Annotated in this window: 20 protein-coding genes and 1 tRNA gene; 8 read left to right on the plus strand and 13 right to left on the minus strand. The window is 62.5% G+C overall.

Annotation, left to right across the window (positions count from 1 at the left end; all coding sequences use genetic code 11):
- The first annotated feature begins 13 nt into the window (after window positions 1-13).
- Together I5L79_RS12290 and I5L79_RS12295 are read left to right on the plus strand one after the other, a co-directional pair.
- Complete coding sequence (locus I5L79_RS12290) at window positions 14-3,031, plus strand: sensor histidine kinase (RefSeq protein WP_196955350.1); 3,018 nt, start codon at window positions 14-16, stop codon at window positions 3,029-3,031.
- A gap of 64 nt (window positions 3,032-3,095) precedes the next feature.
- Complete coding sequence (locus I5L79_RS12295; RefSeq protein WP_196955351.1) at window positions 3,096-3,725, plus strand: response regulator; 630 nt, start codon at window positions 3,096-3,098, stop codon at window positions 3,723-3,725.
- Window positions 3,726-3,752: 27 nt separating this feature from the next.
- On the opposite strand, the gene I5L79_RS12300 is transcribed toward I5L79_RS12295, so the two are convergent.
- Together I5L79_RS12300 and I5L79_RS12305 are read right to left on the minus strand one after the other, a co-directional pair.
- The gene (locus I5L79_RS12300; RefSeq protein WP_196955352.1) at window positions 3,753-4,661 is read right to left on the minus strand and encodes a histone deacetylase family protein; all 909 of its coding nucleotides are present in this window, start codon (window positions 4,659-4,661) and stop codon (window positions 3,753-3,755) included.
- A gap of 130 nt (window positions 4,662-4,791) precedes the next feature.
- Window positions 4,792-4,866: transfer RNA gene (locus tag I5L79_RS12305), tRNA-Val, on the minus strand.
- 198 nt (window positions 4,867-5,064) lie between these two features.
- Between I5L79_RS12305 and I5L79_RS12310 the strand changes: the two genes are divergently transcribed.
- A complete protein-coding gene (locus tag I5L79_RS12310; RefSeq protein ID WP_196955353.1) occupies window positions 5,065-5,766 on the plus strand; it encodes a porin family protein in 702 nt (233 codons plus the stop codon).
- Window positions 5,767-5,839: 73 nt separating this feature from the next.
- Here I5L79_RS12310 and I5L79_RS12315 read toward each other — a convergent pair whose 3' ends face one another.
- From I5L79_RS12315 to I5L79_RS12340, 6 genes are all read right to left on the minus strand, one after another.
- Window positions 5,840-6,394: a type 1 glutamine amidotransferase domain-containing protein gene (locus I5L79_RS12315; RefSeq protein WP_196955354.1), complete on the minus strand. Its 555-nt coding sequence runs from the start codon at window positions 6,392-6,394 to the stop codon at window positions 5,840-5,842.
- A gap of 90 nt (window positions 6,395-6,484) precedes the next feature.
- Window positions 6,485-7,009, minus strand: coding sequence for an acyl-CoA thioesterase (locus I5L79_RS12320; protein ID WP_196955355.1), 525 nt, complete (start codon window positions 7,007-7,009; stop codon window positions 6,485-6,487).
- A 51-nt stretch (window positions 7,010-7,060) separates the two neighbouring features.
- Window positions 7,061-8,164: a DUF3616 domain-containing protein gene (locus I5L79_RS12325; protein WP_196955356.1), complete on the minus strand. Its 1,104-nt coding sequence runs from the start codon at window positions 8,162-8,164 to the stop codon at window positions 7,061-7,063.
- Between the two features lie 44 nt (window positions 8,165-8,208).
- Complete coding sequence (locus I5L79_RS12330) at window positions 8,209-8,652, minus strand: hypothetical protein (protein WP_196955357.1); 444 nt, start codon at window positions 8,650-8,652, stop codon at window positions 8,209-8,211.
- Window positions 8,653-8,721: 69 nt separating this feature from the next.
- Window positions 8,722-10,731: an FAD-dependent oxidoreductase gene (locus I5L79_RS12335; protein WP_196955358.1), complete on the minus strand. Its 2,010-nt coding sequence runs from the start codon at window positions 10,729-10,731 to the stop codon at window positions 8,722-8,724.
- 190 nt (window positions 10,732-10,921) lie between these two features.
- Complete coding sequence (locus tag I5L79_RS12340; RefSeq protein WP_196955359.1) at window positions 10,922-12,373, minus strand: aldehyde dehydrogenase family protein; 1,452 nt, start codon at window positions 12,371-12,373, stop codon at window positions 10,922-10,924.
- A 172-nt stretch (window positions 12,374-12,545) separates the two neighbouring features.
- Here I5L79_RS12340 and I5L79_RS12345 point away from each other — a divergent pair, with 172 nt between their 5' ends.
- Both I5L79_RS12345 and I5L79_RS12350 read left to right on the plus strand, forming a co-directional pair.
- On the plus strand, window positions 12,546-13,034 hold the full coding sequence (locus tag I5L79_RS12345; RefSeq protein WP_196955360.1) for a DinB family protein: 489 nt from the start codon (window positions 12,546-12,548) through the stop codon (window positions 13,032-13,034).
- A 105-nt stretch (window positions 13,035-13,139) separates the two neighbouring features.
- Window positions 13,140-13,562: a hypothetical protein gene (locus I5L79_RS12350; protein ID WP_196955361.1), complete on the plus strand. Its 423-nt coding sequence runs from the start codon at window positions 13,140-13,142 to the stop codon at window positions 13,560-13,562.
- A 9-nt stretch (window positions 13,563-13,571) separates the two neighbouring features.
- Here I5L79_RS12350 and I5L79_RS12355 read toward each other — a convergent pair whose 3' ends face one another.
- Window positions 13,572-13,976: a hypothetical protein gene (locus I5L79_RS12355; protein ID WP_196955362.1), complete on the minus strand. Its 405-nt coding sequence runs from the start codon at window positions 13,974-13,976 to the stop codon at window positions 13,572-13,574.
- Window positions 13,977-14,125: 149 nt separating this feature from the next.
- Here I5L79_RS12355 and I5L79_RS12360 point away from each other — a divergent pair, with 149 nt between their 5' ends.
- The gene (locus tag I5L79_RS12360; RefSeq protein ID WP_196955363.1) at window positions 14,126-14,977 is read left to right on the plus strand and encodes an AraC family transcriptional regulator; all 852 of its coding nucleotides are present in this window, start codon (window positions 14,126-14,128) and stop codon (window positions 14,975-14,977) included.
- A 53-nt stretch (window positions 14,978-15,030) separates the two neighbouring features.
- Window positions 15,031-16,101, plus strand: a complete 1,071-nt coding sequence (locus I5L79_RS12365; RefSeq protein WP_196955364.1) for a hypothetical protein — start codon at window positions 15,031-15,033, stop codon at window positions 16,099-16,101.
- Between the two features lie 146 nt (window positions 16,102-16,247).
- Here the strand turns inward: I5L79_RS12365 and I5L79_RS12370 are convergent, their stop codons facing one another.
- From I5L79_RS12370 to I5L79_RS12385, 4 genes are all read right to left on the minus strand, one after another.
- On the minus strand, window positions 16,248-16,904 hold the full coding sequence (locus I5L79_RS12370; protein ID WP_196955365.1) for a T-complex 10 C-terminal domain-containing protein: 657 nt from the start codon (window positions 16,902-16,904) through the stop codon (window positions 16,248-16,250).
- A gap of 116 nt (window positions 16,905-17,020) precedes the next feature.
- Window positions 17,021-17,659: a porin family protein gene (locus tag I5L79_RS12375; protein ID WP_196955366.1), complete on the minus strand. Its 639-nt coding sequence runs from the start codon at window positions 17,657-17,659 to the stop codon at window positions 17,021-17,023.
- A 165-nt stretch (window positions 17,660-17,824) separates the two neighbouring features.
- Complete coding sequence (locus I5L79_RS12380) at window positions 17,825-19,153, minus strand: erythromycin esterase family protein (RefSeq protein ID WP_196955367.1); 1,329 nt, start codon at window positions 19,151-19,153, stop codon at window positions 17,825-17,827.
- A 504-nt stretch (window positions 19,154-19,657) separates the two neighbouring features.
- Window positions 19,658-22,090, minus strand: a complete 2,433-nt coding sequence (locus tag I5L79_RS12385; RefSeq protein ID WP_196955368.1) for a TonB-dependent receptor — start codon at window positions 22,088-22,090, stop codon at window positions 19,658-19,660.
- 227 nt (window positions 22,091-22,317) lie between these two features.
- Here I5L79_RS12385 and I5L79_RS12390 point away from each other — a divergent pair, with 227 nt between their 5' ends.
- Entirely contained in the window at window positions 22,318-23,415 is a 1,098-nt protein-coding gene (locus tag I5L79_RS12390) for a sensor histidine kinase (protein WP_196955369.1), read from the plus strand.
- The last annotated feature ends 82 nt before the right edge of the window (window positions 23,416-23,497 follow it).

A 23,497-nucleotide genomic window follows, 5' to 3' on the forward strand; every position in this document is an offset into this window, starting at 1 on the left:
CACTCGTTCCTGTATGATGCGCAGCGGGCACCGGCGCTGGTATATCTATACACTCGTTCTGCTGCTCTGTGGGCTGGGACAACTGAGTTGGGCAGCCTCGCCCGCCGACATGCGCTACTTTGGCCTGACCGAAGGGCTGCCGCACCGGCGCGTGAACTGCGTCCTGCCCAGCGCGAGCGGCTACCTGTGGGTAGGCACCGACAATGGCCTGAGCCGCTTCGACGGCACCGCGTTTCATCGGCCCGGCCGGGCCGATGGCAACATCAACCGGGGAGTTATTCTGGCCCTGCTGGAAACCAGCCCCAACCAACTCTGGGTAGGCACTTCTCAGGGTCTGAGTTTGCTGAACACCCAAACTGGCGTCGAAAAGCTAATCCGCGCCGACCCCCAAGGCACCACGCTGGCTCACCAGCAGGTGCGGGCCCTGGCCGTGGCTACCGACGGCACGCTCTACCTGGGCACCAAAGCCGGCTGGCTGCTACGGCGGCGGCCGGGCTGGGCCTCGGAACGCGTGTTACGCCTCACCAGCGCTGCTGCTACAGCCACCTGGATTGCCGGCATTGTGCCCGATGGCCGGGGCAACCTGTGGCTGGCTACGCAGCACAACGGGGCGGTATACTGCTACTCCCCCGCCCGGCGGCACCTGCAACGGCATGAAATCGGCAAAGCGGGGCCGGATGAGCTGGCGAGTTTTGAGCCGACGGCCGTGGCACGAACCGCCAGCGGCCAGATGCTGGCAAGCTGGGCCCGCCACGGTCTGTACCAATTGGATACAGTTACAAACCGCTTCCGGAAGGTGCAGGCGGCGGGGGCCCAGGACCGGGAAGCCCTGCTGGCCGTGGATGCGCAGCAGCGGGTGTGGAGCGCCGCTGCCCGCGGTACCCTTCTCCGGTACGATTCGCTCCTGCGCCAGCCGTATGCTCTCACGCCGAGCCTGCTGCCGCTGGGAGCCGTGGTGCGCTGCCTCGCTCCGGCCCGTAGCGGAGGTATGTGGGCTGGCACCAGCAATGGCTTGCTGCTGTTTCAGGAGCCCGCGGCGGCTTTTACAACGCTGCTGCACCAGGCGGCGCCTTTGCCGAATCAGCCATACTCGCTGCGTGGGCTGCTGGAAGCGGCACCCGGCCGACTGCTGGCTGGCACGTACCGCGGACTGCTGGACGTGCAGGTTTCAACCGGCCATAGTCAGCCTGTCTGGCGAAACCTGCCCAATGGCCAGCACCAGCCCATTGTAGCGTATGCGCTGCTGCCGGACTCGGCGGGCCGCGGGGCGTGGCTGGGCACTGAGGGCGACGGGTTGGCGTGGCTGGATTTTCGCACCCGGCAGCTTCGGTATTTCACTTCGGCGCGGGACGAGCAGCAACGACCCGTCACGCGCTTTATCCGGGCCCTGGCTCACGATGCCCACGGCAACCTCTGGCTGGGCACGTACGAAGGCGCGTACTGCTTCTCCCCGGCCACCGGGCGCTTCGTGCGGCTGGCGGCCAGGCAATACCCGGAGCTGCGCGACGCCAACTGCTTTAGCCTAATGGGCCGGAAAAAGGAAATCTGGCTGGGCACGCAGCAGGGCCTCTACCGCGTGACGGATACGGCTACCGTATACCGCTACGAGGCCCTGCGCGGTACGGCAGTGCGGGCTATCTGGGCCGATACCGTCCGACAGGAAACGTGGCTGGGCACCAACCGGGGTCTGGGCCGGCTGCGGAGCCAGCGGCTTACCTGGTTAAGCCAAAAACAAGGACTACCGAATGACATGGTAAACGCGCTGCTGCCCGGCGCTGGCCGGCAGCTTTGGATAAGCACCGACAATGGGCTGTGCGTGATTGACAGGGCCTCGCTGAGTGTGCGCACGTTTCAAGGTCGGGAGGGGCTGCCGGTCACCGAGTTCAACCACGGCTCGGCCCTACGCACCCGTCAGGGCGCGCTGTGGTTTGGCTCGGTGAATGGGTTGGTGCAGGTACGGCCCCAGCGCGAGCAGCCCATTGCCGCCGCGCCTCTGCTGCTCACCCAGCTCACCTACGACGACAGCCGCGCCAACCGCCTGCGCACCCGCTACCCTAGCCCGGCAGCTCCGCCCCGCCTCACGATGCAGCCCGATGACCGATTCTTCAGCGTGAGCTTTGTACTGGCTGATTTTGATGACCCGCAGCGGCACCGATACGCCTACCGGCTGGCGGGCCTGGACCGGCAATGGACCGACCTTGGACCGGCTACCAGCGTGCGGTTCAACCGGCTGCCGGCCGGCCACTACACACTGTGGCTGCGGGCCGCTGGCCGAAGTGGCCGCTGGACACCAGCGCAGCAACTTTTGCTTGTAACGGTAACGCCGCCTTTCTACGCCCGGGCCTGGTTTTGGGCACTGAGCAGCCTTGTGGCCGGGGCCTTCCTGTGGGCCGTTCACCGGTACCGGCAGCGCCGCCGCCGCCAGCTGGCCGAGCTGCGCACCCGCATTGCGGCCGACCTGCACGACGATGTGGGCAGCCTGCTGACGCAAATCAGCCTGGAAAGCAGCCTGCTGCGGGAACTGGTGCCCCTGCCCGAGCACCAGGAGCGGCTGGAGCGCGTAGCCGATGCCAGCCGCACGGCCGCCCGCCAGATGAGTGACGTGGTCTGGAGCCTGGATAGCCGCAACGACTCGGTAGCCAGCCTGCTGGAGCGGATGCGCGACCACGCCTACGAAGTGCTGCCTCCGGCCGGCATTGAGTCCGACTTCAACCTGATGGCCGAACAGCTCCCGCCGACGCTGCCGCTGCTTGTTCGGCAGCAGGTGTACCTGATCTACAAAGAGGCCCTGCACAATGTGGTGAAGCACGCCCAGGCCAGCCTGGTAACGGTACAGCTGTACCGCAACGGCAGCCAGCTGGTCCTGGAAGTCAAAGATGATGGGCGAGGCTATACCGGCACGGGCCGACCGGCGGGGCACGGCCTCCGCAACATGCGGGAGCGGGCCAGCCAATTACGTGGCACGGTGCTTTTTGGCGCCGGCGAAGAACACAAGGGCTTTCGGGTGCGGGTTCAGCTGCCCCTGCCTTAACCTGATTTTCGACCGGCATCTTTATGCTATGGCGCGGTACGCCGTTAGGCTGCACCTTTGCCGTATGCTGCGCCTTGCCCTCATCGAAGATACGCCCGCCATCCGCCAGGCCTTTACCGAATACCTGAGTGCGCAGCCGGAGTTTGAGTTCGTGGCCGAAGCAGGGTCGGTGGAGGAATTCCTGGCCATGCTGCCGCATCTGCCCGCTGCGCCCCAGCTTATTTTGTCCGACATCGAACTGCCCGGCAAGTCGGGCATCGAAGGTATTGGCCTTATCCGCCCCAAGCTGCCCAAAGCCGAGGTGGTGATGATCAGCGTGTACAGCGACGCCGAGCGAGTGTTTCAGGCCTTATGCGCCGGGGCCGTGGGCTACCTGATTAAGAACACGCCCCTGCCTACCCTCAAGGAAAGCCTGCTGCAGGTGGCGGCGGGTGGCTCCCCCATGTCGCCCAGTGTGGCGCGCCACGTCATCCGCTACTTCCAGCCCCGCCCGCAGGCCGAGGAAAAGCTTACTCCCCGGGAGCAGCAGATTGTGCAGGGAATCGAGGACGGACTAAGCTACAAGCTGATTGCGGCCCGCCTGCACATTTCCATCGACACGGTGCGTAACCACATCCGGCAGGTGTACCAGAAGCTGCAGGTCAACTCCAAGGCCGAAATTATGGCCCGCGCCCGACGCCGCTGGCCTTTGTAAGCCGGCTAGCGCTGGGCCGCGCCAGCCTTATCCCCACAGGTTCTGTGCAGCCCGAAAGGTGTTGGCGTGGGCTTCGATGATGTCGGTCAGCCGCTCGGAATAGCCGCCGCCCATGCACACCACCACTGGAATAGCATGCCGGTGGCAAAGGCCCAGCACGTACTCATCGCGGCGGCGGCAGCCTTCCCGGGTGAGGCTCAGATGGCCCAGCTTGTCGGTGGCCAGCACATCTACCCCGCTCAGGTACAACACGAAATCCGGCCGCACTTCATCCAGCAGGCGGGGCATCGTCTCGGCCAGCAGCTGCAGGTAAGTAGCATCGTCGGTGCTATCGGCTAGGGCCAGGTCCAGATCCGACTGCTCCTTGCGGTGCGGGTAGTTGCGCGCCCCGTGCATGGAGAACGTAAACACGCGGGGCTCCTCCCGGAAAATACTGGCCGTGCCGTTGCCCTGGTGCACATCTAGGTCCACAATCAGCACCTGGCGGACGCCCAGCTCCGGCCGGGCCAGCAGCCAGGCAGCGGCCGCCGCTTGGTCGTTGAGCAGGCAAAATCCTTCGCCCCGGTCCCGGAAAGCGTGGTGGGTGCCGCCGGCCACGTTCAGGGCCGCACCGTGCTGCAGGGCGTGGCGGGCGCAGGCCAGGGTCCCGCCCAGAATGGTCGTTTCCCGCGCTATCAACTCCGGGCTCCACGGAAAGCCGGTAGCCCGCTCTTCCTGGCGCGTGAGCTGCCCGTGCAGCAGGCGCTGGTAGTAGCCGGCATCGTGCACAGGCAGAATATCGGCGTCTGCGGCGGCAACGGGCTGAAAGAGGTTAACCTCGCTGATAGTACCCTCCCGCAGAAGCTGCTCGGGCAGCAGCTCGTATTTAAGCATCGGAAAGCGGTGGCCCGCGGGCAGCGGATGAGCGTAGAGGGGCGCCCAGGCAATAGCGACCATAGAAGAGCAGCCGGCATGGCAACGGCCGGAGACAAAAATAACCGCTCTCTCAGGCGGTTATTTCCGGATTCGGGAAAGTGAAGCGGGCGGCGGCTCTGGCAAAAGCTGCCGCCCACGAAGGGGGAAGACGTGAGGTATACTGGGTTCGAACCAGTGACCTCTACCCTGTCAAGGTAGCGCTCTAAACCAGCTGAGCTAATACCCCGCAAGCCCCCGACTGGTGGCGGCCGTAAAAAGCCAAATATACGAGCCCGTTTTATTTTCGCAATAAAAATCCAGGGTCTTTTTTCACAGCTGGTTTCGGATGCCGCAACATTCTTTTCGGATGTAAGTATAGTCGCATACAAAATAGCCCGGCTATCCGCCTTTCCGGCGGCTTTTTTCCACCCGAAATTCTCTTCTTATGAAAAAGCTTCTGCTCCTACTCACCTGCGCCATGGCATCGGTTACAATGGCCGCCGCCCAGGATGGGCCCATCGGCGTCCGCAAATCCACTGACTACGCTTCCGGCAGCTCCAGCGACTCCCGCAACGGGGGCTTCGGCATTAAAGGCGGCGTGAACTTCGCCGACATCCGCGGCGACGGCAAAAAAAGCTACGGCGACGCGAAGAACTACAACAGCTTCCACGCGGGCTTCTATTCCCAGTTCAGCTTCTCCGATAAGTTCTCCCTGCAGCCCGAAATTCTCTACAGCCGCCAGGGCTTCAAAGGAACTATACCTAACACTACCGGCACGTCCACTACCCGCCTCGACTACATTCAGGTGCCGGTGCTGCTGGTGTTCAACTTCCTCGACAACGTGAGCCTGCACGTGGGCCCGCAGGTATCCTTGCTCACGAAGGTGAAGGAAGGCGACCTGGACCGCAAAATCGCCAACGAGCAGGATCCTAATGGCACGTACATCTACAGCTACAGCTACAACAGCCTCGACTACGGCCTCTCCGCCGGGCTGGAGGCGCGCGTGGGCCCAGCCCGGGTAGGCGGCCGCTACACGGCAGGCTTCAACGAAATCATCAAAGATCCTAAGAATGGTGTTTCGACGGCTGCTACCGACATCAAGAACGGTGCTTTTCAGGTGTACGTAGGTATCGGTATCACCAACTAGGTTTCCCGATTTTTCCTAAAAAATCCCCGCCGTACAGTACGGCGGGGATTTTTTGTGCCTTACCCAAAGGCGTTTACTTGCCTACCAGAGCTTCTTTGATCTTCTCGTTGAAGTTGGGAATATCCTGGGGGTTGCGACTGGTGATGAGGTTGCCATCGACCACCACGGTTTCGTCAACCCAGCGGCCACCGGCGTTTTTCACGTCGGTTTGCAGGCTGGGCCAGCTGGTGATTTGCTTGCCCTGCACCACATCGGCTTCTACCAGCACCCAGGGACCGTGGCAGATAGCGGCTACCGGCTTGCCCGAGCGCACGAACTCCTTCACGAAGCTTACTACCTCGGGCTTGGTACGCAGCACGTCGGGGTTCATCTGACCGCCAGGCAGCACCAGCGCGTCGTAGTCGGCCACTTGCACCTCGCCGATTACTTTGTCCACGTCCACTTTGTCGCCCCAGTCTTTCTGGTCCCAGCCTTTGATGGAGCCGCTTTTCAGGGAGATGACGTGGGTTTTAGCGCCTTCATCTTCGAGGTACTTCTTGGGCTTTTCGAGCTCCGACTGCTCAAATCCGTCGGTGGCAATGATGGCTATGGTTTTGCCCTTCAGGGCGTCGCTTCCGAAAATACTCATGGAATTGCAGTGTTACGGTTAAAAAGGAAAAGCCGGAGCAACCCTGGCGGGCAACTCCGGCTTTTCTTTAACGCAACTGGCGCCGTGGGGTTAGTCTTCCTCGCCGGCGCGCTGGCGCTTAAGCTCTTTGCGTAGCGCCTTCACCCGCTCGTCGAAGCCGTCGGCATCGTAGTTCACGTCGTCTACGTCCAGGCTTTCCAGCATGTCCATCATTTCATCGGAATGGTCGGTGCGGGTGCCGGTGCTCACCTGCACGTAGGCCATTTCCGACCATAGCACCGCTTTCAGGCGCAATCCGTCCTGGCTCAGCATCTGCATTTCCACTACCAGATTGGAGTTATCAAAGTGGATGAGCTGGGTGCGGATGCGCACAGTTTCGCCCTGGCGGGCGGGGCGCAGGTAGCTGATGTGGTGCTTGGTAATAACCCAGCCGGCGTTCTGCTCGCGGGCCAACTGCCCCATGTTCAGGGCGTAGTGCTGGGCTACTTGGTCTTCGCGGGCATTGAGGAAATAGTCGAGGTAGCGGGCGTTGTTGAGGTGGCCCAGCATGTCGCAATCCTGGAAATAGATGCGGTGGGTGGTTTCGGGCGTGCGCACCAGCGGAGCAGTTGCCATAAGGGGAAGGTTAAGCGGAAAAAAATGCGCGGCGAAGGTAACGTAAAGCTGCTACCGGGGCAGGCGGTAGGCATCGGCCTGTACCTGGTGTGGCTGGGGCTTACGCTTATCGGTAGGGCTGTCGAATACCAGCAGAATGTGCGTCTCATCGAGCAGAGCCATGCCCTCGGCGCGGTCCTGGCCAGCGGTGGGGCCAGCGCCGTGGGGCACGTCGAACAGGCGGTGCAGCTGCTTTTCGTCGATAAGGCTGTCCTGGGGCAGGCGCAGGGCGTCGGGCCAGCGGTACACGGCAATGGTACCGTCGAGGTCCATGGTGGGCCCAGCCAGCAGCAGGATGTCGGGCCCCAGCTGGCGCAGCTCGCGCAGGCCCATGCCGCCCAGCTGCAGGAAGTGCTTTTTGTAGTACGGCTGGGTGCTGCCGGGCACTTTGCCCAGGCGCAAACGGCCGTGCTTGTCCTCGCGGGGTAACAGCTCCAGCACTACGGCCCAGCCCCGCAGTACCGGTCCGCGCAGGCCCACAAACAGGCGCCCATCCTCCGCTACGGCCAGGCCTTCGATATCAAAGCCATTGTCTTTGCCGGGGATTTTCAGGAAGGGCTTGAGGTGAGGGTCGTTGGCCAGCACGTCCAGCAGCTCGTTGCTGCTGGTGCTGCCGTGCAGCTGGGCAGCGCGCAGGGTTTGGGTAGGGTCGGTGGGGTGCGGGGCTTGCTTGTGCAGCTCGTAGTTGCCGGTTTCCGGGTTCAACAGCAGCGGAATGCGGGCCAGCAGGTAGCGGTTTGGGTCGGCTTTCACCTTGGCCAGCTTTTCAATCTGTTTTTCCACATCTTCGTCCCCGGGGTCGGGCTGCTTGCGCTTGAGGCTATGCGAGCCGATAATCCAGAGGTAATGGCCCGCCTCGCCTATTCCTTCAATGTCGATTTCCAGGGCCTCATCAGCGGGTAGATCGAGCAGCTCATCCAGCTGATACGAGCAATGCTCCCCGAATTCGCGCGGCCCCATCAGGCGCAGTCGCTCAATGGTGGTACGCTCGTCGCAGCTTAGCCAGAGGTTGTCGCCGGTGCGCAGCACCGTGGAAAGGCCGTCGCGCACGTGCTTACCAGCCGCATTCAAACTCAGCTTGGGGTTGAAGTGCAGCGTGTAGGATTGAGGGCGCATTTTCGGGGACAGAAACAAGGGGATTCAAGCCGGGATGCACCAGCTTATTTGCTTCCGCCGGCGCGGATGGCCTGCATCTTGGCCTGCATACTGCGCTTTTTCAGCTGGTACTGCTTGTACTGCTCGGCCGAAAATACCTGCTGCAGCTGCTTTTCCGATTCAGCATTGATACGCAGCAATTCCTTGTTCAGGGCAGGCTTGTCGGCGGCGTACTGGCTGCGGGCGTCGTTCACCTGCTGCACCGTGGAGCGCAGCAAAGCCCGCACTCTGGTTTGCTGATCATCGGACAGCTGCAGCTCCTCGGCCATCACGCCGGCCAGGTCGCGGGCAGCAGCGCGGGCAATAGGCGCAGGTGCGGGAGCGGCTTTTACGGGCTCAGCGGTGGTGGCGGCCGGAATATCCTTTTTGCGCCGAGCGCAGCTGCTGCCGCTCAGCAGAGCCACACAGAGCGCAAACGCTAATACAACGCGAGGAGAAGAAGTGGGCATAGCCGGGAAGTTGGTGCGCCCTCTACTACGCGAAAATCCAACATCCGTTCACGGCCGGCACCGAGGCGGCTATAAGCCTGCTTTCAGGTGCTGGGCCGTAAAGTGCGCTAGCGCCATAATGGTGAGCATAGGGTTTACGCCGCTGCACGTCGGAAACGCCGACGCATCGGCCACGAACAGGTTGCGCACCTCGTAGGTTTCGCCGGTGGGTGCTACCGGGTGCGTGGCTTTTTGCCCGCCCATGCGGCAAGAACTCATTTGATGGGCGCTATAGAGCCCGAAGCGGTTGGGCTGCCACTTAAGTTTGGCAAGGCCGTCGAGAACCGCCGGGTTCTGCACCGCCCCGTCCTGCACGCGCAGGGTGGGCAGGGTGCCGTGGGGCAGATACACGGTGTGGGCCCCGGCAGCGGCGTGAATTTCGGCGGCTGCCCGTACGCCCCGCAGCATGTGGCCCCGGTCGTAGGAGCTCAGGGTATAGTCGATGCGCGGCTGGCCCTGCTGGTCGGTGCGCACCCGGCCCCCATCCCGGTCGCGCGTGAGCACAATAAAGTTGCCCAGGTGCGCGGCCTGCAGCATCAGCTGCTTATGCTGGGCGCCGGAGTGCCAGGGTAGCACCATGGCCATAAGGCCGGGGTGCGCAGGCGGAGTTTCCAGCTTGGCGCCGTAGTTGCTGCCGTCCAGCATCGTATAGGTGTCATTCACCACCGACATCATTGGCCCAAACCACGGGTCCATGCGCTGCGCGTACGCTCCCGACACCACCACCGTGGGGTGCAGATGCAGGTGCCGACCTAAATGCGGGTGCCGCAGTCCGCTCCGCAGCAGCAGCGCCGGCGACTGAATAGCCCCGCCAGCTACCACTACCCGCCGCGCCCGCACCGTCACGCGTATGGCCTGGCCCGACGAGGTGGTATGCACGGCCTCGGCGCCGGTGGCCTGCCCTTGGGCGGTGGTTACGCGCGTTACGTAAGTATCGGGCAGGATGCAGGCACCGTGGTCGAAGGCCTGCTGCAGATACGTGTTTAGGGTACCCTGCTTGATGCCGTGCCGGTCGCCGAGGGGGCTGAACCCGAGGCTGCGGAAGTGTTCTTCCGAGGAAGTCAGGTGCTTTTCGTTGCGCGGAATGCGTTTCACTTCCTGCCCCAGCTGCCTCGACCCATCCCACAAGGCCTGGTTTTGACCGTTGTGCCGCTCGTAGCTGGTGTTCACGCTCACTGCCTGGCTTACCGCATCGAGGCTGCGGCCAAATTCCGGCAAGGCAAAATGCGGGACGTGGTGCTCACGGGCCCACTCCTGCAGAATGTAGTCGGGAGTGCGGAAAGCCCCGGCCCAGTTGACGGTGGTGCCGCCGCCCAGGCAGCTGCCCGCCAGCAGGGCGATGCTGCCATCCTGGGTGGTAAGGGCCGCCTGACCGTCGTACAGCTTGCTGAGCATATCCACCTCGCGCTGGGTGAAGTCGCAGCCGTGGCAATAAGGACCTTTTTCCAGTACCAGCACGGCATGGCCGGCGGCGGCCAGTTCCCCGGCCACCACGCCGCCCCCGGCTCCGCTGCCAATCACCAGCACGTCGCAGTCGTACTGCACATCGGCCGTGGGCTGGAGTGGGCGGATGGGCTTATCGGTATCCACTGGTTGGTCGTCGGGCTGGGGCCCGGGGTAGCCGAGAGCGGCCCACACGGGGTTGTCGGGCACGACTACCGAGCCGCCGTAGTACAGCATCATGGTGAGCTTGCGCAGGGAGTGAAACGCCTTGCGCAGCTGCGGCACTGGGCTGCCGGCCCAGCGCTGCAGCAATTGTTCACGCTGGGGCGGGGTGAGTTCCGCAAACGGCCGCAGCTGCCCCAGCCAGGTAAGTCCCAGCGCGGGCGAGGCCAGCAGCCCCAGCAGCTGCCGGAACTCCTGCTGCACGCCCGTCGGCTGCCCAGCCAGCATACCAGCCAGTTGGTCGAGGTTGAGGCCCTCGGAGCCCTGGCCAAGCCAGTAAGCGGCATTCTGCTCCTGCTCGTGACCCGGCACAGCCGGAATAAAGGTATCGGCCACTGCCCGAAGAATGGCGGCCTGGGTGGGAGTAAACGACATGAGAACGAAGCGCGGAAAGGGCCGACCGGCAAAGGAATGCTGCCATCAGCTGCCGGAAAATATCGGCAAAAGAATTCGGCTTGCCTACTTTATTTTCAAAAACGAATTTCCACCTTACGTCGCCTTCGTCACCGCCTATTCTCCAGCTTGCCTTCCTCACCAATGTGCACAGGCTAGGCACTACGGCCGGCTACAGATACCGCAGCAGCAGATCCAGCATTCTGCGCACCTTGGGGGTGTAGGGCGGATAGAGCAGCTTGATGCTGGTGCGGCCGATGCGCTGCCGGAGCACGGCTTTTTCGTTGGAAAACGCCAGAAACCCATAATGCCCGTGCGCCTTGCCTACCCCGCTGTTGCCCACGCCCCCGAAAGGCAGCTCCGAGTGGCCCAGGTGCACAATGGTTTCGTTGACGGCCGCGCCACCCGCCGAAACATTATCCAGCAGGTACCGCTGGTTTTCGGCGTTGCGCGTGAATACGTACTGCGCCAAGGGCTTAGGCCGCGCGTTGATGAAGTCGGCTGCTTCGGAGAGCGTGCCAAAGGGCACCAGCGGTAGCAGCGGCCCGAATATTTCCTCCTGCATTATGCGGCTGTCGGGGGCCACCTGGGTGAGGACAGTGGGCGCTATAAAGCATTGCCGGCCATCCACCTCGCCGCCCACGGCCACCGTAGCACCGGTGGCCTGGGCATCTTCCAGCAAGCCCGCCAGCCGATTGAAATGCTGCTGGTTGACGATACGGGCAAACGACTCAGAGTTTTCCACCCCGGCTCCGGCGGGGTTGTAGTTGCGGCGGATGACGGCTTCCATTTCGCGCACCAGTTCGGCCTGCACGGGTTCTTGCACCAGCACGTAATCGGGGGCCACACAGGTCTGGCCGGCATTCAGAAACTTGCCCCACACCAGCTTCTCGGCCGCGTCGCGCAGGTTGGCGGTGGCATCCACCACGGCCGGCGACTTACCGCCCAACTCCAGGGTCACGCCGCTCAGGTGCTCGGCGGCCGCGCGCATTACTATTTTACCTACCTCGGGGCTGCCCGTGAAAAAGATGTGGTCGAAGGGCAGGCGCAGCAGCTCGGTGGCCATGTCCTTGCCGCCTTCCAATACGACCACTTCGGCGGGGTCGAAAACTTCTTCGGCCAGGCGGCGCAGCAGCGTGGCTACGTGCGGCGTCAGCTCCGAGGGCTTGAGTACGCAGCAGTTGCCAGCGGCCAGCGCCGACACCAGCGGCCCCACCGCCAGGTAAAACGGGTAATTCCACGGCGCCATCACCAGGCACACTCCCTTGGGCTCGTACTGCACCCAGGAGGTAGTGCCCAGCAACGACAGTGGCGTACCCACGCGCCGAGGCTTCATCCACTGCCGCAGGTGAGCCAGCGTATGCTTGATTTCGGCCTGTGTCGACCAGATTTCGGTGAGGTCGGTTTCGGCGGCGGGCTTGCGGAAGTCGGCGTACAGGGCGGTCTGAATGGCAACGCGGTTGCCGGTAATCCAGGCAGCCAGGCGGCGCAGGCGCGTGGCGCGGGCAGTGGCATCTTCGCGGCGTAGCACGGGCGTGTGGGCGCGCAGCCGCTCAAACGCAGCGCACAGTTCTGAGCTGATAACGGGGGAAGTCTCGGGAGCAGAAAGAGTAGCGGCAGCCATACGGCACAAAGTAACGACGCGGGGAATCCTTCTAAGATAGCAGGATTTGCTTGTAGTGTACTACGGGTACACCAGGCCGAGCAGCGCCGGAAATAACTACCTTTACGGCCGAGGTCGAGTCCACTGCCTGGCGAGTGGCTGGTTTTGAGGCGTTTTTATTTGTTACGCAGGCGTGTTTCCCAACCCTACTTCTTTCCCGGCTACGACCCAGGAAGCCATCAGGCGGCTTCGGGAAATGGTGAACCTGCTGAACGCTCATTTTCTGGACTTTTCCCCGGCGGAACTGACATCAGCCCTGGGCCCGGGCAAATGGTCGCGCAAGCAGGTGCTGGGCCATTTGCTGGATTCGGCAGTCAACAACCACCGCCGATTTGTGCTGTGCCAGACAGAACCAGAACCCCACCGCATGGTTGCCTATCAGCAGGACGAATGGGTACGGCTGGGCGTGTACCAGCAGGCTCCGGCGGCCGAGCTGCTCAGCTTCTGGACCCTGTATAATGAGCAGCTGATGCGCATGATTGCCCAAATACCGGCCGACGCGCTACAAAACCAGGTGTTGTTCGAGAACGGCTATACCGTGACGCTGGGCTGGCTGATAGACGACTATGCCATGCACCTGGAGCACCACGTACGCCAGATTCTGCAGCAGGAGCCCGCCTGAGAATAATCATTTTTTGCGGCCCGCCAACAAACCGCTTAGCTTGCCGATTATTAGGCAACACCCTCCCCGATTTCGCCGGCCGGAAATTGGATTAACCAGTTTTTTATGCTCAACTTGTTCGACCGCCGCGAAAAACCTTATTACCAGAATACGGCGGGGCAGGTCGCCTATTCTCCGGCGGGCTACGTGCAGCTGAACTGGAGTTCGGAGCGCATCAGCCTGACCGATATGCAGCAGCTGTATGAGCAGGCCCTGCAGCTGCTGCGCAGTACCCGGGTTGGCAAAGTGGTGTCGGAACACGGCCAGCGCCAGCCTTTGTCGGCCGAGGCTCAGACGTGGATAACGCAGAACTGGATTCCGCGGGCTATGCAGGAAAGCAACACGCACTACTGCGCCATTGTGGAAGGCCACAACCCACTCCACCGCTTGGCTACCCAGACTATCGTCAGCAATGCTCCGGCGGGGTTTCACTTCCAGCGCTTTGGCACGCTGCGCGAAGCTGCGGCCTGGCTGCAAAGCCTGGGGTAAACGCGCCGTCTAGCGCGCCGTAGCAGGCTGCTGCTCCCCAAGCCAGCGGAAGGTACTGTACTGGCCGGGCGTCAGAATCCGCAGCATGGCCAAATCGTACTGGTCCTGCACCTGGGCAGCGGCGCGCTGCGTGGGCGCGGGGCTGGCATACCCAGCGCCAGCCGCGTAAGCTACCGACACCTGCCGCAAGGAGTCGAGCTGCATCAGGTGCTGGTAGGTGGAGCGCTGCACGGCCCGCCGCTGCGCCTTTGTCAGATGCAGCGCGTAGCGGTAGTAGCCAGTTACGCTGCTAGCGCGTTCCCGAATATTATCCTTATCGGAAGGAGCAGCGGGGACCTCGGGCGCGGCTACAGCCAGCGAAGAAACCAGCAGCCAGGAAGCCATAAAACCCAGGCTGGCGGAACGAGAAGACAAGGAAGTCATTGGCACATAAAAAGGTAAGCACTAATCTCAGCTCTGTAAACGGCCACTGCAACCGCGTGGTTCACCACTTATAATGCTATGTTGACTTATCGTGTATATTTGAAAGTAGCCCGGTGGCAGCCAGGCATAGATTATCGATTATGCAGCTCCAGTACGAGTCCATTCACCCCACTACCGATAGTTCTTTCACGCTGCTTCACTACACGGAGGTACAGAACGGCGGTTTGCTCTGGCACTACCATCCTGAGTATGAGCTGGTATACGTCCCGCGCGGAACCGGCCGACGCCACATCGGGCAGCACATTTCCCGATTCGAGCAGGGCGAGCTGGCCCTCATCGGGCCTAACCTGCCGCACCTGAGCTTCAGCTACGGGCAGCAGGGCGCCTTCGAGGAAATTGTGGTGCAGCTACGGGCCGATTTTATGGGCGAAGCCTTCTGGCAGCGGCCTGAGCTAACGGCCATTCAGCAGCTGCTTTCCCGCTCCCACCAGGGCCTGTGCTTTGGGCCCGCCACCCGTGCCGCCCTGGACCCGCTGTTGCGCCAGCTGCTCACGGAGCCGCCGCTGGCCCGCCTGCTCACTTTGCTGCGCGTGCTTCAGCTCCTGGCCGAAGCCACCGAGGTAGAGCCTCTGCACGCTGGCAGCGGCGGACTGGGTTTGCACGGCCGCGAGCAGCAGCGCCTGAGCAAAGTGTACCAGTATCTGGAGAAAAACTACCGTCGCCCCATCGGGGTAGATGAGGTAGCCGACGTGGCCAATCTCTCGGTGCCAGCGTTCTGTCGCTACTTCAAGAAGATGACGCGCCACACGCTCACCGATTTTCTGCAGGAATACCGCGTGAGCCAGGCCTGCCGCCTGCTGGTGAATGAGGACCTGACTATCACGCAGATTTGCTACGGCAGCGGGTTCAACAACGTGTCGCACTTCAACAAAACCTTCCGGCGCCACACCGGCCAGAGCCCCAGCGAGTACCGCCGCCAGCGCCTGGGGTAGCGGCGCGGAACCCGCGGCAGGGCGCAAGTGTCTGTTCTGCAGATACCCCGGCTATGTTGTTTCTTCTTTCTCTGTGGCAGCTTTTCAGCGGACTGCTCCCTGCCCCGGTGCCCTCTCCCCCACTGGTTTTGCAGCCGGCCCGGCTGCCCTTTGTCCCCCGCGAATATTACGTGGCGGCCGTGGCCGATGCCCGCATCAGGCCGGAACCCGTAGCTCAGCTGCTGGCCTCGGCCCAGGCTACGGCAACCGAAGCGGTTGACCTGCGGGGCGGTACACTGCCGGCCCTGCGCGAGTTTGTGAGCCGGACGGTGCCCCGCAACCCTGCGCTGCGGCCCGCCACCGTGCGGGTGCAGGAGCTGCGCGTACGCGAAACGGCCGGCCCCGGCGGCACCATCGATGGGCAAATTACCGTGGCTTTTTCCTTTGACTGGCAGCGCGAGGGCGAAACCGTGCCGCTAACGCAGTACCGCGGCGGGGCCCGCTACCGGCGCCTGCCCAGCCAGCGGGCCGCCGTGGAGCCGGCTCTGCGGCAGGCGCTGGTGGGTGCCCTCACCTACTTCGATACCTGGATGACGCAGCAGGCCCCGCGCAACGTGGCCCTGGCCCGGCGCATTCAGGTGCGCTTTCTGGATGATGCGCGGGCCGCGGAGGGCGACACACTGTTTTACCAGCCCCAACGGCCGCTGGTGTGGGCCGATTTCTCGGGGCCGCGCCGCACGGCCGGCAATTTTGCGGCGGCCGTGTTTCCCAGCTTTGCTTACACGGGCCGGCCACGCGTGGCAAACGGCACCCTGCACCTCGACCTTACCCTGCAGGTGTTTGTAGTACGCAGCTCGTCCTGGACGGCTACCCAAACCGACTATAGTCTCAACCACGAGCAGCGCCATTTCGACCTGGTGAAGCTGGTGGGTGAGCGGTTCAAGCGCAAAGTCCAGCCCGACTCCCTCACCGTGGCCGATTACAACAGCATCATTCAACTCCAGTACCTGCGCTCCTACTGGGAGATGAACCGCCTGCAGGAGCAGTACGAAGCCGAAACCCAACACGGTACAAACGAGGCCGCCCAGCAGCACTGGAACCAGCGCATCGACGCAGAGCTGCGGGCATTTGGGGTAAGAAGCTAAGTGCATGTAAGCGCGAACATAGCCAGGACGGCATCTGTCCCAACAAGCTATGCAACGTTTTTGAACGTCATGCTGAGCCTGTTGCTCCAATAAAAAAGCCTGCTCCGTTACCGAGGCAGGCTTTTTTATTGGATTCAAAAACGTGGCTAGTCTTTCACTTTACGCTGGCCGTCGTCGGCGTCGCGCTTTACTTTGGTGCCGTTAGGGTATTCCACTTTCCGGTCGCCGTCTTTGTCGATTTTGACGGTGGTACCGTTGGCGTACTTGATTTTGGTTTCGCCGTTCTTTTTCTGCTCGTACTTTTCAATGGCCGGGCCACGGCGGCGAGCTGAGCCGCTGGCAGAGGCCTCCTGCGTTTCGCGGTAGGTGTAGGGCGTGCCGGCGTAATAGGCGTTGCGGTTGCTTTCGTAGGTGCGGTACTGATCGGAGTTGGTGATGATGGTGCGCACTTCGCGGTCGGTGTCATCGTTTACCTGGCGCAGGGCAGCGTAGCGGCCGGTGGTATCGGTGGCATACTGCGTGTTTACCTCGTTCAGGCGGCGGCCCCGGGTATAGTAGGTTTTCTCGATGCGCGTTACCACTACCGTATCGGTCAGGCGCAGGTCCTGGGCAATGCGGTCGGAGAGGCGGCTGGCATCGGCACCATAGGCGGCAGTATCGTTAGCCATTTGGTTGTTTTCTACTACAACGGCCGTATCGGCAGATGGCGTGGTAGCGGCATCTACGGCGGCGGGTTTGTCCTGGGAGCAGGACGCTACAGCAATAGCAGCCGCGGCCGACAGGAAAAGCAAGGACTTGTTCATGAAAGGTCGTATCAAAGGAAAAAACATATAGCCCATTGGCTATGCTGGGGCTGATACGGCGGCCTTCCGGTGGAGGTTGCGCCTCCAGACGTCGGCCCTTGCTGCCGGATAGGGCGCTACCGTCCCAGCTGGTAGCTCAGGTTTAGGCTGAGGGAGCGGTTGCGCAGGCGGCCGGGCGGGGTGCCATCTGCCGATACAGGCTGGTACACCGGCGTGAGGCCGTGCGCGTACCGGAGCCCTACGCCAAGTTTGTCGGTTAGCTGATAGCCCGCGCCCACCACGGCACTGAAATCCCAGCGGTGGAATTTTTCGGTGTTGTCGGTGTAGATGTTGGGGCTGCCCAGCAAGCCGCCGGGGCCGTCGAGCCAGCGGTGGCCGAGCAGGTAGCTCACCTGCGGCCCCGCCTCCAGCCACAGCCTGGACAGGCGCAGTTGCATCAGTACCGGCAGCTGCAGGTAGTGCAGCCGCTCCCGAAACGCTACGTAGTTCCCACTGGCCGCTTTTAGGTGAAAGCCCAGCCCGGCGTAGGCTAGCTCGGTTTGCAGGGCTAGCCGGCCGCTGGCCGTGAGCGGCAGCCGCGCCGTGAGGCCGACGCGGGCACCCAGGCGGCCGTCGGGCTCGGGCGTATTGGCATTGCGGGGGCCACCTACGGTAGCAGCTGTCATGCCGGCCGTAAGGCCCAGGCGCACGCCCTGAGCCTGTACCGAAGCCAGGCTGGCCACACCAAAGAACAAGGGTAAAAAGAGCTTTTTCATAGCGCAGAAAGGCGAATAGTGTTACCCAGAAGAGCAGCTGCGGCAGCCTTTGGTGACGGGCCACCGCCGGTTTTTTGGCAGCTTTCTGATTTTCAGCTGCTTGTTTTCACCGCCCGCCCCCGGTACGAGGTCGGGGGCGGGCGCCGGTTGGCGCATTGAACTTGCTTACAGGGGCGTGGCGGCCGTGGTCTGGCGCACAAACAGCAGAGCATCGTAGGCTTCCGAAAGCTTGAAGGGGAAGTAGCTGTCCTTGCCACTCTCGGGGCCGTAGCCCACCAGGCGGTGCGGGCGCCGCACATCTGCAGCCTGCAGCTGATTGGTGTTCAGGTAAAACACGGCGGGCGTGAGGCCCTGCAGGCTGGCTTCCCAGGAGCCGGCTACCGGCGCCTCCAGGGGGTAAGAAGCCATGGGGCTGAGCGGGGAAATGAAGCGGTGCGTGGTGGCGGCTACCGTGCCCGTGGCCGTGGTGCTGCCCAGCACGAAGTACTGTCCGGGGAACATGCGCTCCAGGAATTTGCCGGTGCCGCCGCCGTTGTTGTCGCCAGGCACGGCCAGGCGCCGCGACACGTGCGCATCGTGCGCCCACACGATGACTTTGCTGCCCTTGTCACGCACCAGGAACCGGGTCATTTCGGCCATCAGGCTGTCGCGCGACGACTCCTGCTTGTTTACTTTGGGCTGGTAGAATGTATCGAAGTAGTGGTGCAGGTTTTTGAGGGCGCCGGCCACGACCGGGGCCTGCCGGCGGGTGAGCTTTATGCCGGTCAACGCTTTTTCCAGCTTCTCGGTAGCTTCGTAGCCGGCCCAGCCGTTGGCCAGCATCTCGGGGCGCTTGAAGGGGATGCTACGGTCGTTCAGGTTCGTCCATACCTTATCGTGGTACTGGGTGTGCTGCACGAGCTGCTCAGTCAGGGCTGTTATTTCGGGTGTGGTGCGGGCCAGCTGCTCCTGCAACACCTCGGCGGCCGTGGTGCCAAACATGCCGTCGATGCCCCGCAGCTCTACTTTGCGCAGGTGGCTGGTGTTGTAGGTGTGCATCCAGTTCAGCATTTCCTCGGTTTCGCGGTTTTGCCAGATGCTGAGCAGGTGCTTTTTCATCAGCGGCTTCAGGTCGCCGACCGTGCGGGAGTGCAGGGCCTCGTTCAGGCGGTAGCAGTCGGCATAGGTGTTTTCGAGGGCTACCTGCGTGAAGCCTTCATCCTCCATCAGAATGCGCGTGAGCCAGAAGCGCAGCTTGTAGAACTCGGCCGAGCCGTGGGTACCTTCGCCCAGGGCTACCACTTTTTTGTCGCGCATCTGCTTGATGAGCGGCTGCACGGCCTGGCGAAACAGGTAGAAGCTCTGGGTATTCACCGCGTTTACCACGGAGGCGTCGAGGGTGAGGCGGGCTGTGTCGGCGGCGGCCGGAGCAGCAGGGGCCGATTGAGCGAAAGAAGCTACGGAAGTGCCGGTGAGCAGAGCGGCGGCGAGCAGGGAGCGGAAGATGGTTTTCATGGGTTCAGTCAGGTTACAGGATGTCGGGGAGAGAAAGGCCGGCCGTTTCAGCGACTGGCAACGACACAAAGGAACCGGACCCCGGAGGCGAAATGAAGCCTTATTAGACCAAGCCCGGCCCCGCGGCGACGAAGGCAACCGCCCGCTTTTTTGGTCGAAAAAACCACCCCATTAGTCGAAACCTGAGGCGAGGCAGCACTCATATCCTGGGGCCTTAGCGCGGACTTGGTAGTTCGCGCCTTCGCACTGACTCAATGACCGGAACGCTGTCTGCGCTGATTTCTCAGGCCATTAACCGGTGTAGAAAGGCTCACTTGCGTCTCCTCGTTGAACGATAATCGTTGTTATGGCGCAGCCGACGAGACGCAAGTATGCGTCTCTACATCGCGCTGACGGCCACCCAATCAGCTCCGGGAATACTGGTGTGAAGCGGCTTTACCCCGGCGCCTCTCCTTCGGGGAAGAGAAGCACCGGGGCAAGCAGCACTCTGTGGGAAGACGAACCCTAGTTCTCCATGCGCGACTTTTCGGCCTCAATGCCCGTGTTGCGGCGCTGGCTGCCTTTCACACGCTGGTTGCCGAACTTGTAGCTGAAGTTGAGCTTCACGAAGCGGCTTTCGGCTTTGTCGCGGTTTACGGAGTTGATGCCGTTGGCCAGCACGTCGTAGCGGTTCTGCTGGGTGTTCAGCACGTCGGTGACGTTGAGCGTGAGCATGGCGGCATCCTTGAAAAAAGACCGGGAAACGCCCAGGCTGCTGCTGAAGCGGGCTTTGAAGGCCAGTCCCCCAAACGTCATCGGCGACATGTACATGGCCGAAGCTTCGGCCTTGAAGCCGTAGGGCAGCGTGAGGGTGTGGTTGCTGGATACATAAGTGGCAGGGCGAGCGGCACCCAGGCCGGTGGTCAGGCTGTTTACGCGGGCATATTCCAAACCCAGCGTCGTCACGGTCATCCACTTGCCGTTGAGCAGGGGCTTCATGAGCGTGGTGCTAGCCGAAATGGACTCGGCGCTGCCGTAGTTGCGGAAGGAGTTGACCACCACCGGCGTGCCCTCCACCTGGTGGTAGCTATCCACCAGCACCTGGGTATGATGGCCATAGCTGATGGACGTGCTGAGCAGGTTGTTGTAGGAGTGCGTAAGCTCGAAGTTGTGTGAGAAGGACGGGCGGATATCGGGGTTGCCCTGGGCGTAGCGGTACTGGCTGATGTAGGTGACGAAGGGGTTCACGATGCCGAAGGCAAACCGGTCAATCTTGCGGCTGTAAGCCAGACCCAGCTGCACCTTTTCCGACTTGTTGTACTGGGCCGACACGCTCGGAAACAGATTCAGGTAGTGCCGGTTGGTGGTTTGACCGGTGGTGAGGGAAGTGCCCGTAGTGTTGGTTTGCTCGGCGCGCAGGCCCAGCTGCATGTCCACTTTACGCACCGTGCGGTTCACAGTAGCGTAGGCGGCATTCACGTTTTCGCGGTAGATGAAGTGGTTGGTTTTGCCCAGATCCACCGCCCAGGGCTGGCCGGCCGGGGCCTGCTCCCAGCGGATGTCGTTGTCGGTGGTGGTGAAGGTGGTTTTCAGGCCGGCTTCCAGGGTGCCTTTGCCCAGGGGCTGGGTGTAGTCGGCCGAGGCCGAGCGCACGGAATTGCGGGCCGGTGAGTTGTCGCGCAGCAGGCTGGCGGGGCCAGTTTCCGTCATGCGGCCATCGAAGGCCCGGGTGGTGTAGTCGTTGTGCCAGTCTTTGCGGTAGCCGAAGTAGTCGGCGTTCAAACTTAGGGTGCGGCCGGTGGTATCGAGCCTGGTTTTGTAGTACACATTCACGGAGGGGCTCAGAAACTGCGCGCTGCCCGCCGTATGCACCTGCGCGGCCGACTGCAGCACATCGGTGGTAAGCCAGGCCAGGTTCTGGCCGTTCCGCTCCCGGGTGTTGCGCATGCCTTTCAGCAGCACCCCAGCCGAGGCATTTTTGCTCAGCTCATAGTCGAAGCCCAGCTTGGCGGAATTGTTCTGGTTGTGGCGCTCCTCTTGGCCTCCTTCGCGGATTTCTAGTCCCTCACCCAGGCGGCGAAAAGAGTTGGTGGTACTGTATACCTGGTTTTCCTGGCGGTCGAGGCTGCCATACACGTTCAGGCGGGCGGTGCGGTGGTTTAGGCCAAGGCCAGCGTTGTAGCGGCCGTACCGGCCCACTCCCACACCCGCCGTTGCTGTGCCATTGGTACCCAGCTTGCGGCCCTTGGCGGTGATGATGTTGATGATGGCCGCCCCGTTGGCATCGTAGCGGGCCGATGGATTGGCAATGACTTCCACCTGGTCGAGTGTGTTGGCCGGCATGGCTTCCAGCATCATTTTCAGCTCCGCGCCGCTCATGTTGGTGGGCTTGCCATCGAGCAGCACCGATACCATTTTGCCGCGCAGCTGAAAGCCGCCGCCTTGCTCCAGCACGCCGGGGGCGCGGCCCAGCACGTCGTAGGCATTGCCGCCGGCGGCAATGGGGCTGGCCGCCACGTTCAGTACCAGCTTGCCGGCCCGCTGCTCAATAAAGGGCTTGGTCGCCGTAACGGTGACGCCCTGCAGCTTGCCGGCCGCTGGGGCTAGCACCACCGCCCCCAGCACCACCGGCTGTCCCGACGTGAGCGTAACGGCCCGCGGGGCGCTAGGCCGGTAGCCCAGGTAGCGCACCTGCAGCTGATAGGACCCGGCCGGCACCTGCTCGAAGCGGAAGGCTCCGTGCTCGTTGCCCACCGTGCTGAGAGCGGCCCCGCTGGCGGGCTGTAGCACCACCGTGGCAAAGGGGAGCGGGCGGCGGCTGAGGCTATCGGTGGCGGCACCTACCAGGGCGGGCAGGGTGGGCTGCTGCGCGGCGGTGGAAGTAGTTTGGGCAGTGGCAGTGGCGGGCACGGCGGCCAAGGAAGCCAGGAGAAACAGGGAGGCGGAAGCGTTTTTCATGGGGCTGGAAGAAAGCAGGGAGGTAGCGGGAGGCCCAACCGCCAATCGGCTGGGAATAGGACAAAGCAACTACCTCCCAGCGCGTTTGCAGCCCGTTTTTCGACCAGCCACGGCTTTGGTAAGACGAAGCCGACAACTCCTTTTTTTAGTCGAAAAAATGCCCGCATTGGTCGAAATGCCCGCCAGTTGATGCCGCAATCGGTCAGAAAATCCCCCAACTTGGCTTCATGCAAACCACCGCCGCCGACCGCCCCAGCCGCTTTCCACTCATTTTCGAGGGCCTGATCTGGGGCCTGTATGTATGCCTCTACAAGTACAACGACTTCATGACGGAGGCCGCGCGGCTGCACCGGCCCGTCGGGCGCTCCAACTTTCCCTACCCGCAGATCATCCTGTTTGCGTTGCTGGCCACGCTCTACATTGTGCCCTACTACCGCTGGCTGGTGCCGGTGCTGTTGCGCCGCCGCCGCTATGCGCTGCTGGGTGTGGCATCTATCCTGTATCTGTGGTGGGGCATTAAACTGAACACGGCGCTGGCCCACGGCCTGTTTCAGTACGTAGCCAGCCCCCCGTTGCTGGCCGAGTTTTACCACCACGGTCTGCAGGAAGCCAGCTACGCTGCCCTGCGGCTGCGGCAGCCGTATCTGAGCTTACTGTTCACGGACCTGCTGGCCTTCAGCTGCGTGGCATTTGTGCGGGTGGCTTTCGAGCAGGAGTACCGCCGCCGCCACCTCGAAAAAGACCATATGGCTTTGCAGATGGAGCAGTTGAAAGCCCAGCTGCAACCGCACTTTCTGTTCAATACCCTCAACAGCATTTACGGATTGAGTTTGGCCGGCTCGCCCGAAACCCCGCGCTTTATCTTGCTGCTCTCGGAGCTGATGCGCTACGTGCTCTACGACAGCGGCAAGCAGCAGATTGCCCTGGCCGAGGAAGTATCGTTTCTGGAAAACTACTTCGAGCTGGAACAACGCAAGTACGCCGGGGCGCGGGTACAGCTCCAGACCGTAGGCGACCCGACCGGTGTGCAGGTACCGCCGCTGCTGCTGCTGCCGCTGGTGGAAAACAGCTTCAAGCACGGCCGCCACCACTTCTCCGACAATGCCTCCGTGGAGGCCACGCTCACCACCACACCTGGCTGCCTGCACTTCCTCATCGAAAACGACATGCTGCCCGAAGCCCCAGTAGCCTCGCCCAAGCGCAGCGGTGGTATCGGCCTGCAGAACATCCGCCAGCGCCTGGAGCTTTACTACCCCGGGGCCCACGAGTTGCGCCTTACCGAGCACGACGGCCGCTACCGCGCCGAGCTGACGCTGCGGCTCTGAGAAGCTGTGCAAAGGTTTTTGGTGTTCTTGGAATACAGACACACTCCTCTACTGCTGCCCTTCAGCAAAAGCTCCGCCTACC

Source organism: Hymenobacter guriensis (genome assembly GCF_015773195.1).
In the GTDB taxonomy this organism is placed as follows: Bacteria; Bacteroidota; Bacteroidia; order Cytophagales; family Hymenobacteraceae; genus Hymenobacter; species Hymenobacter guriensis.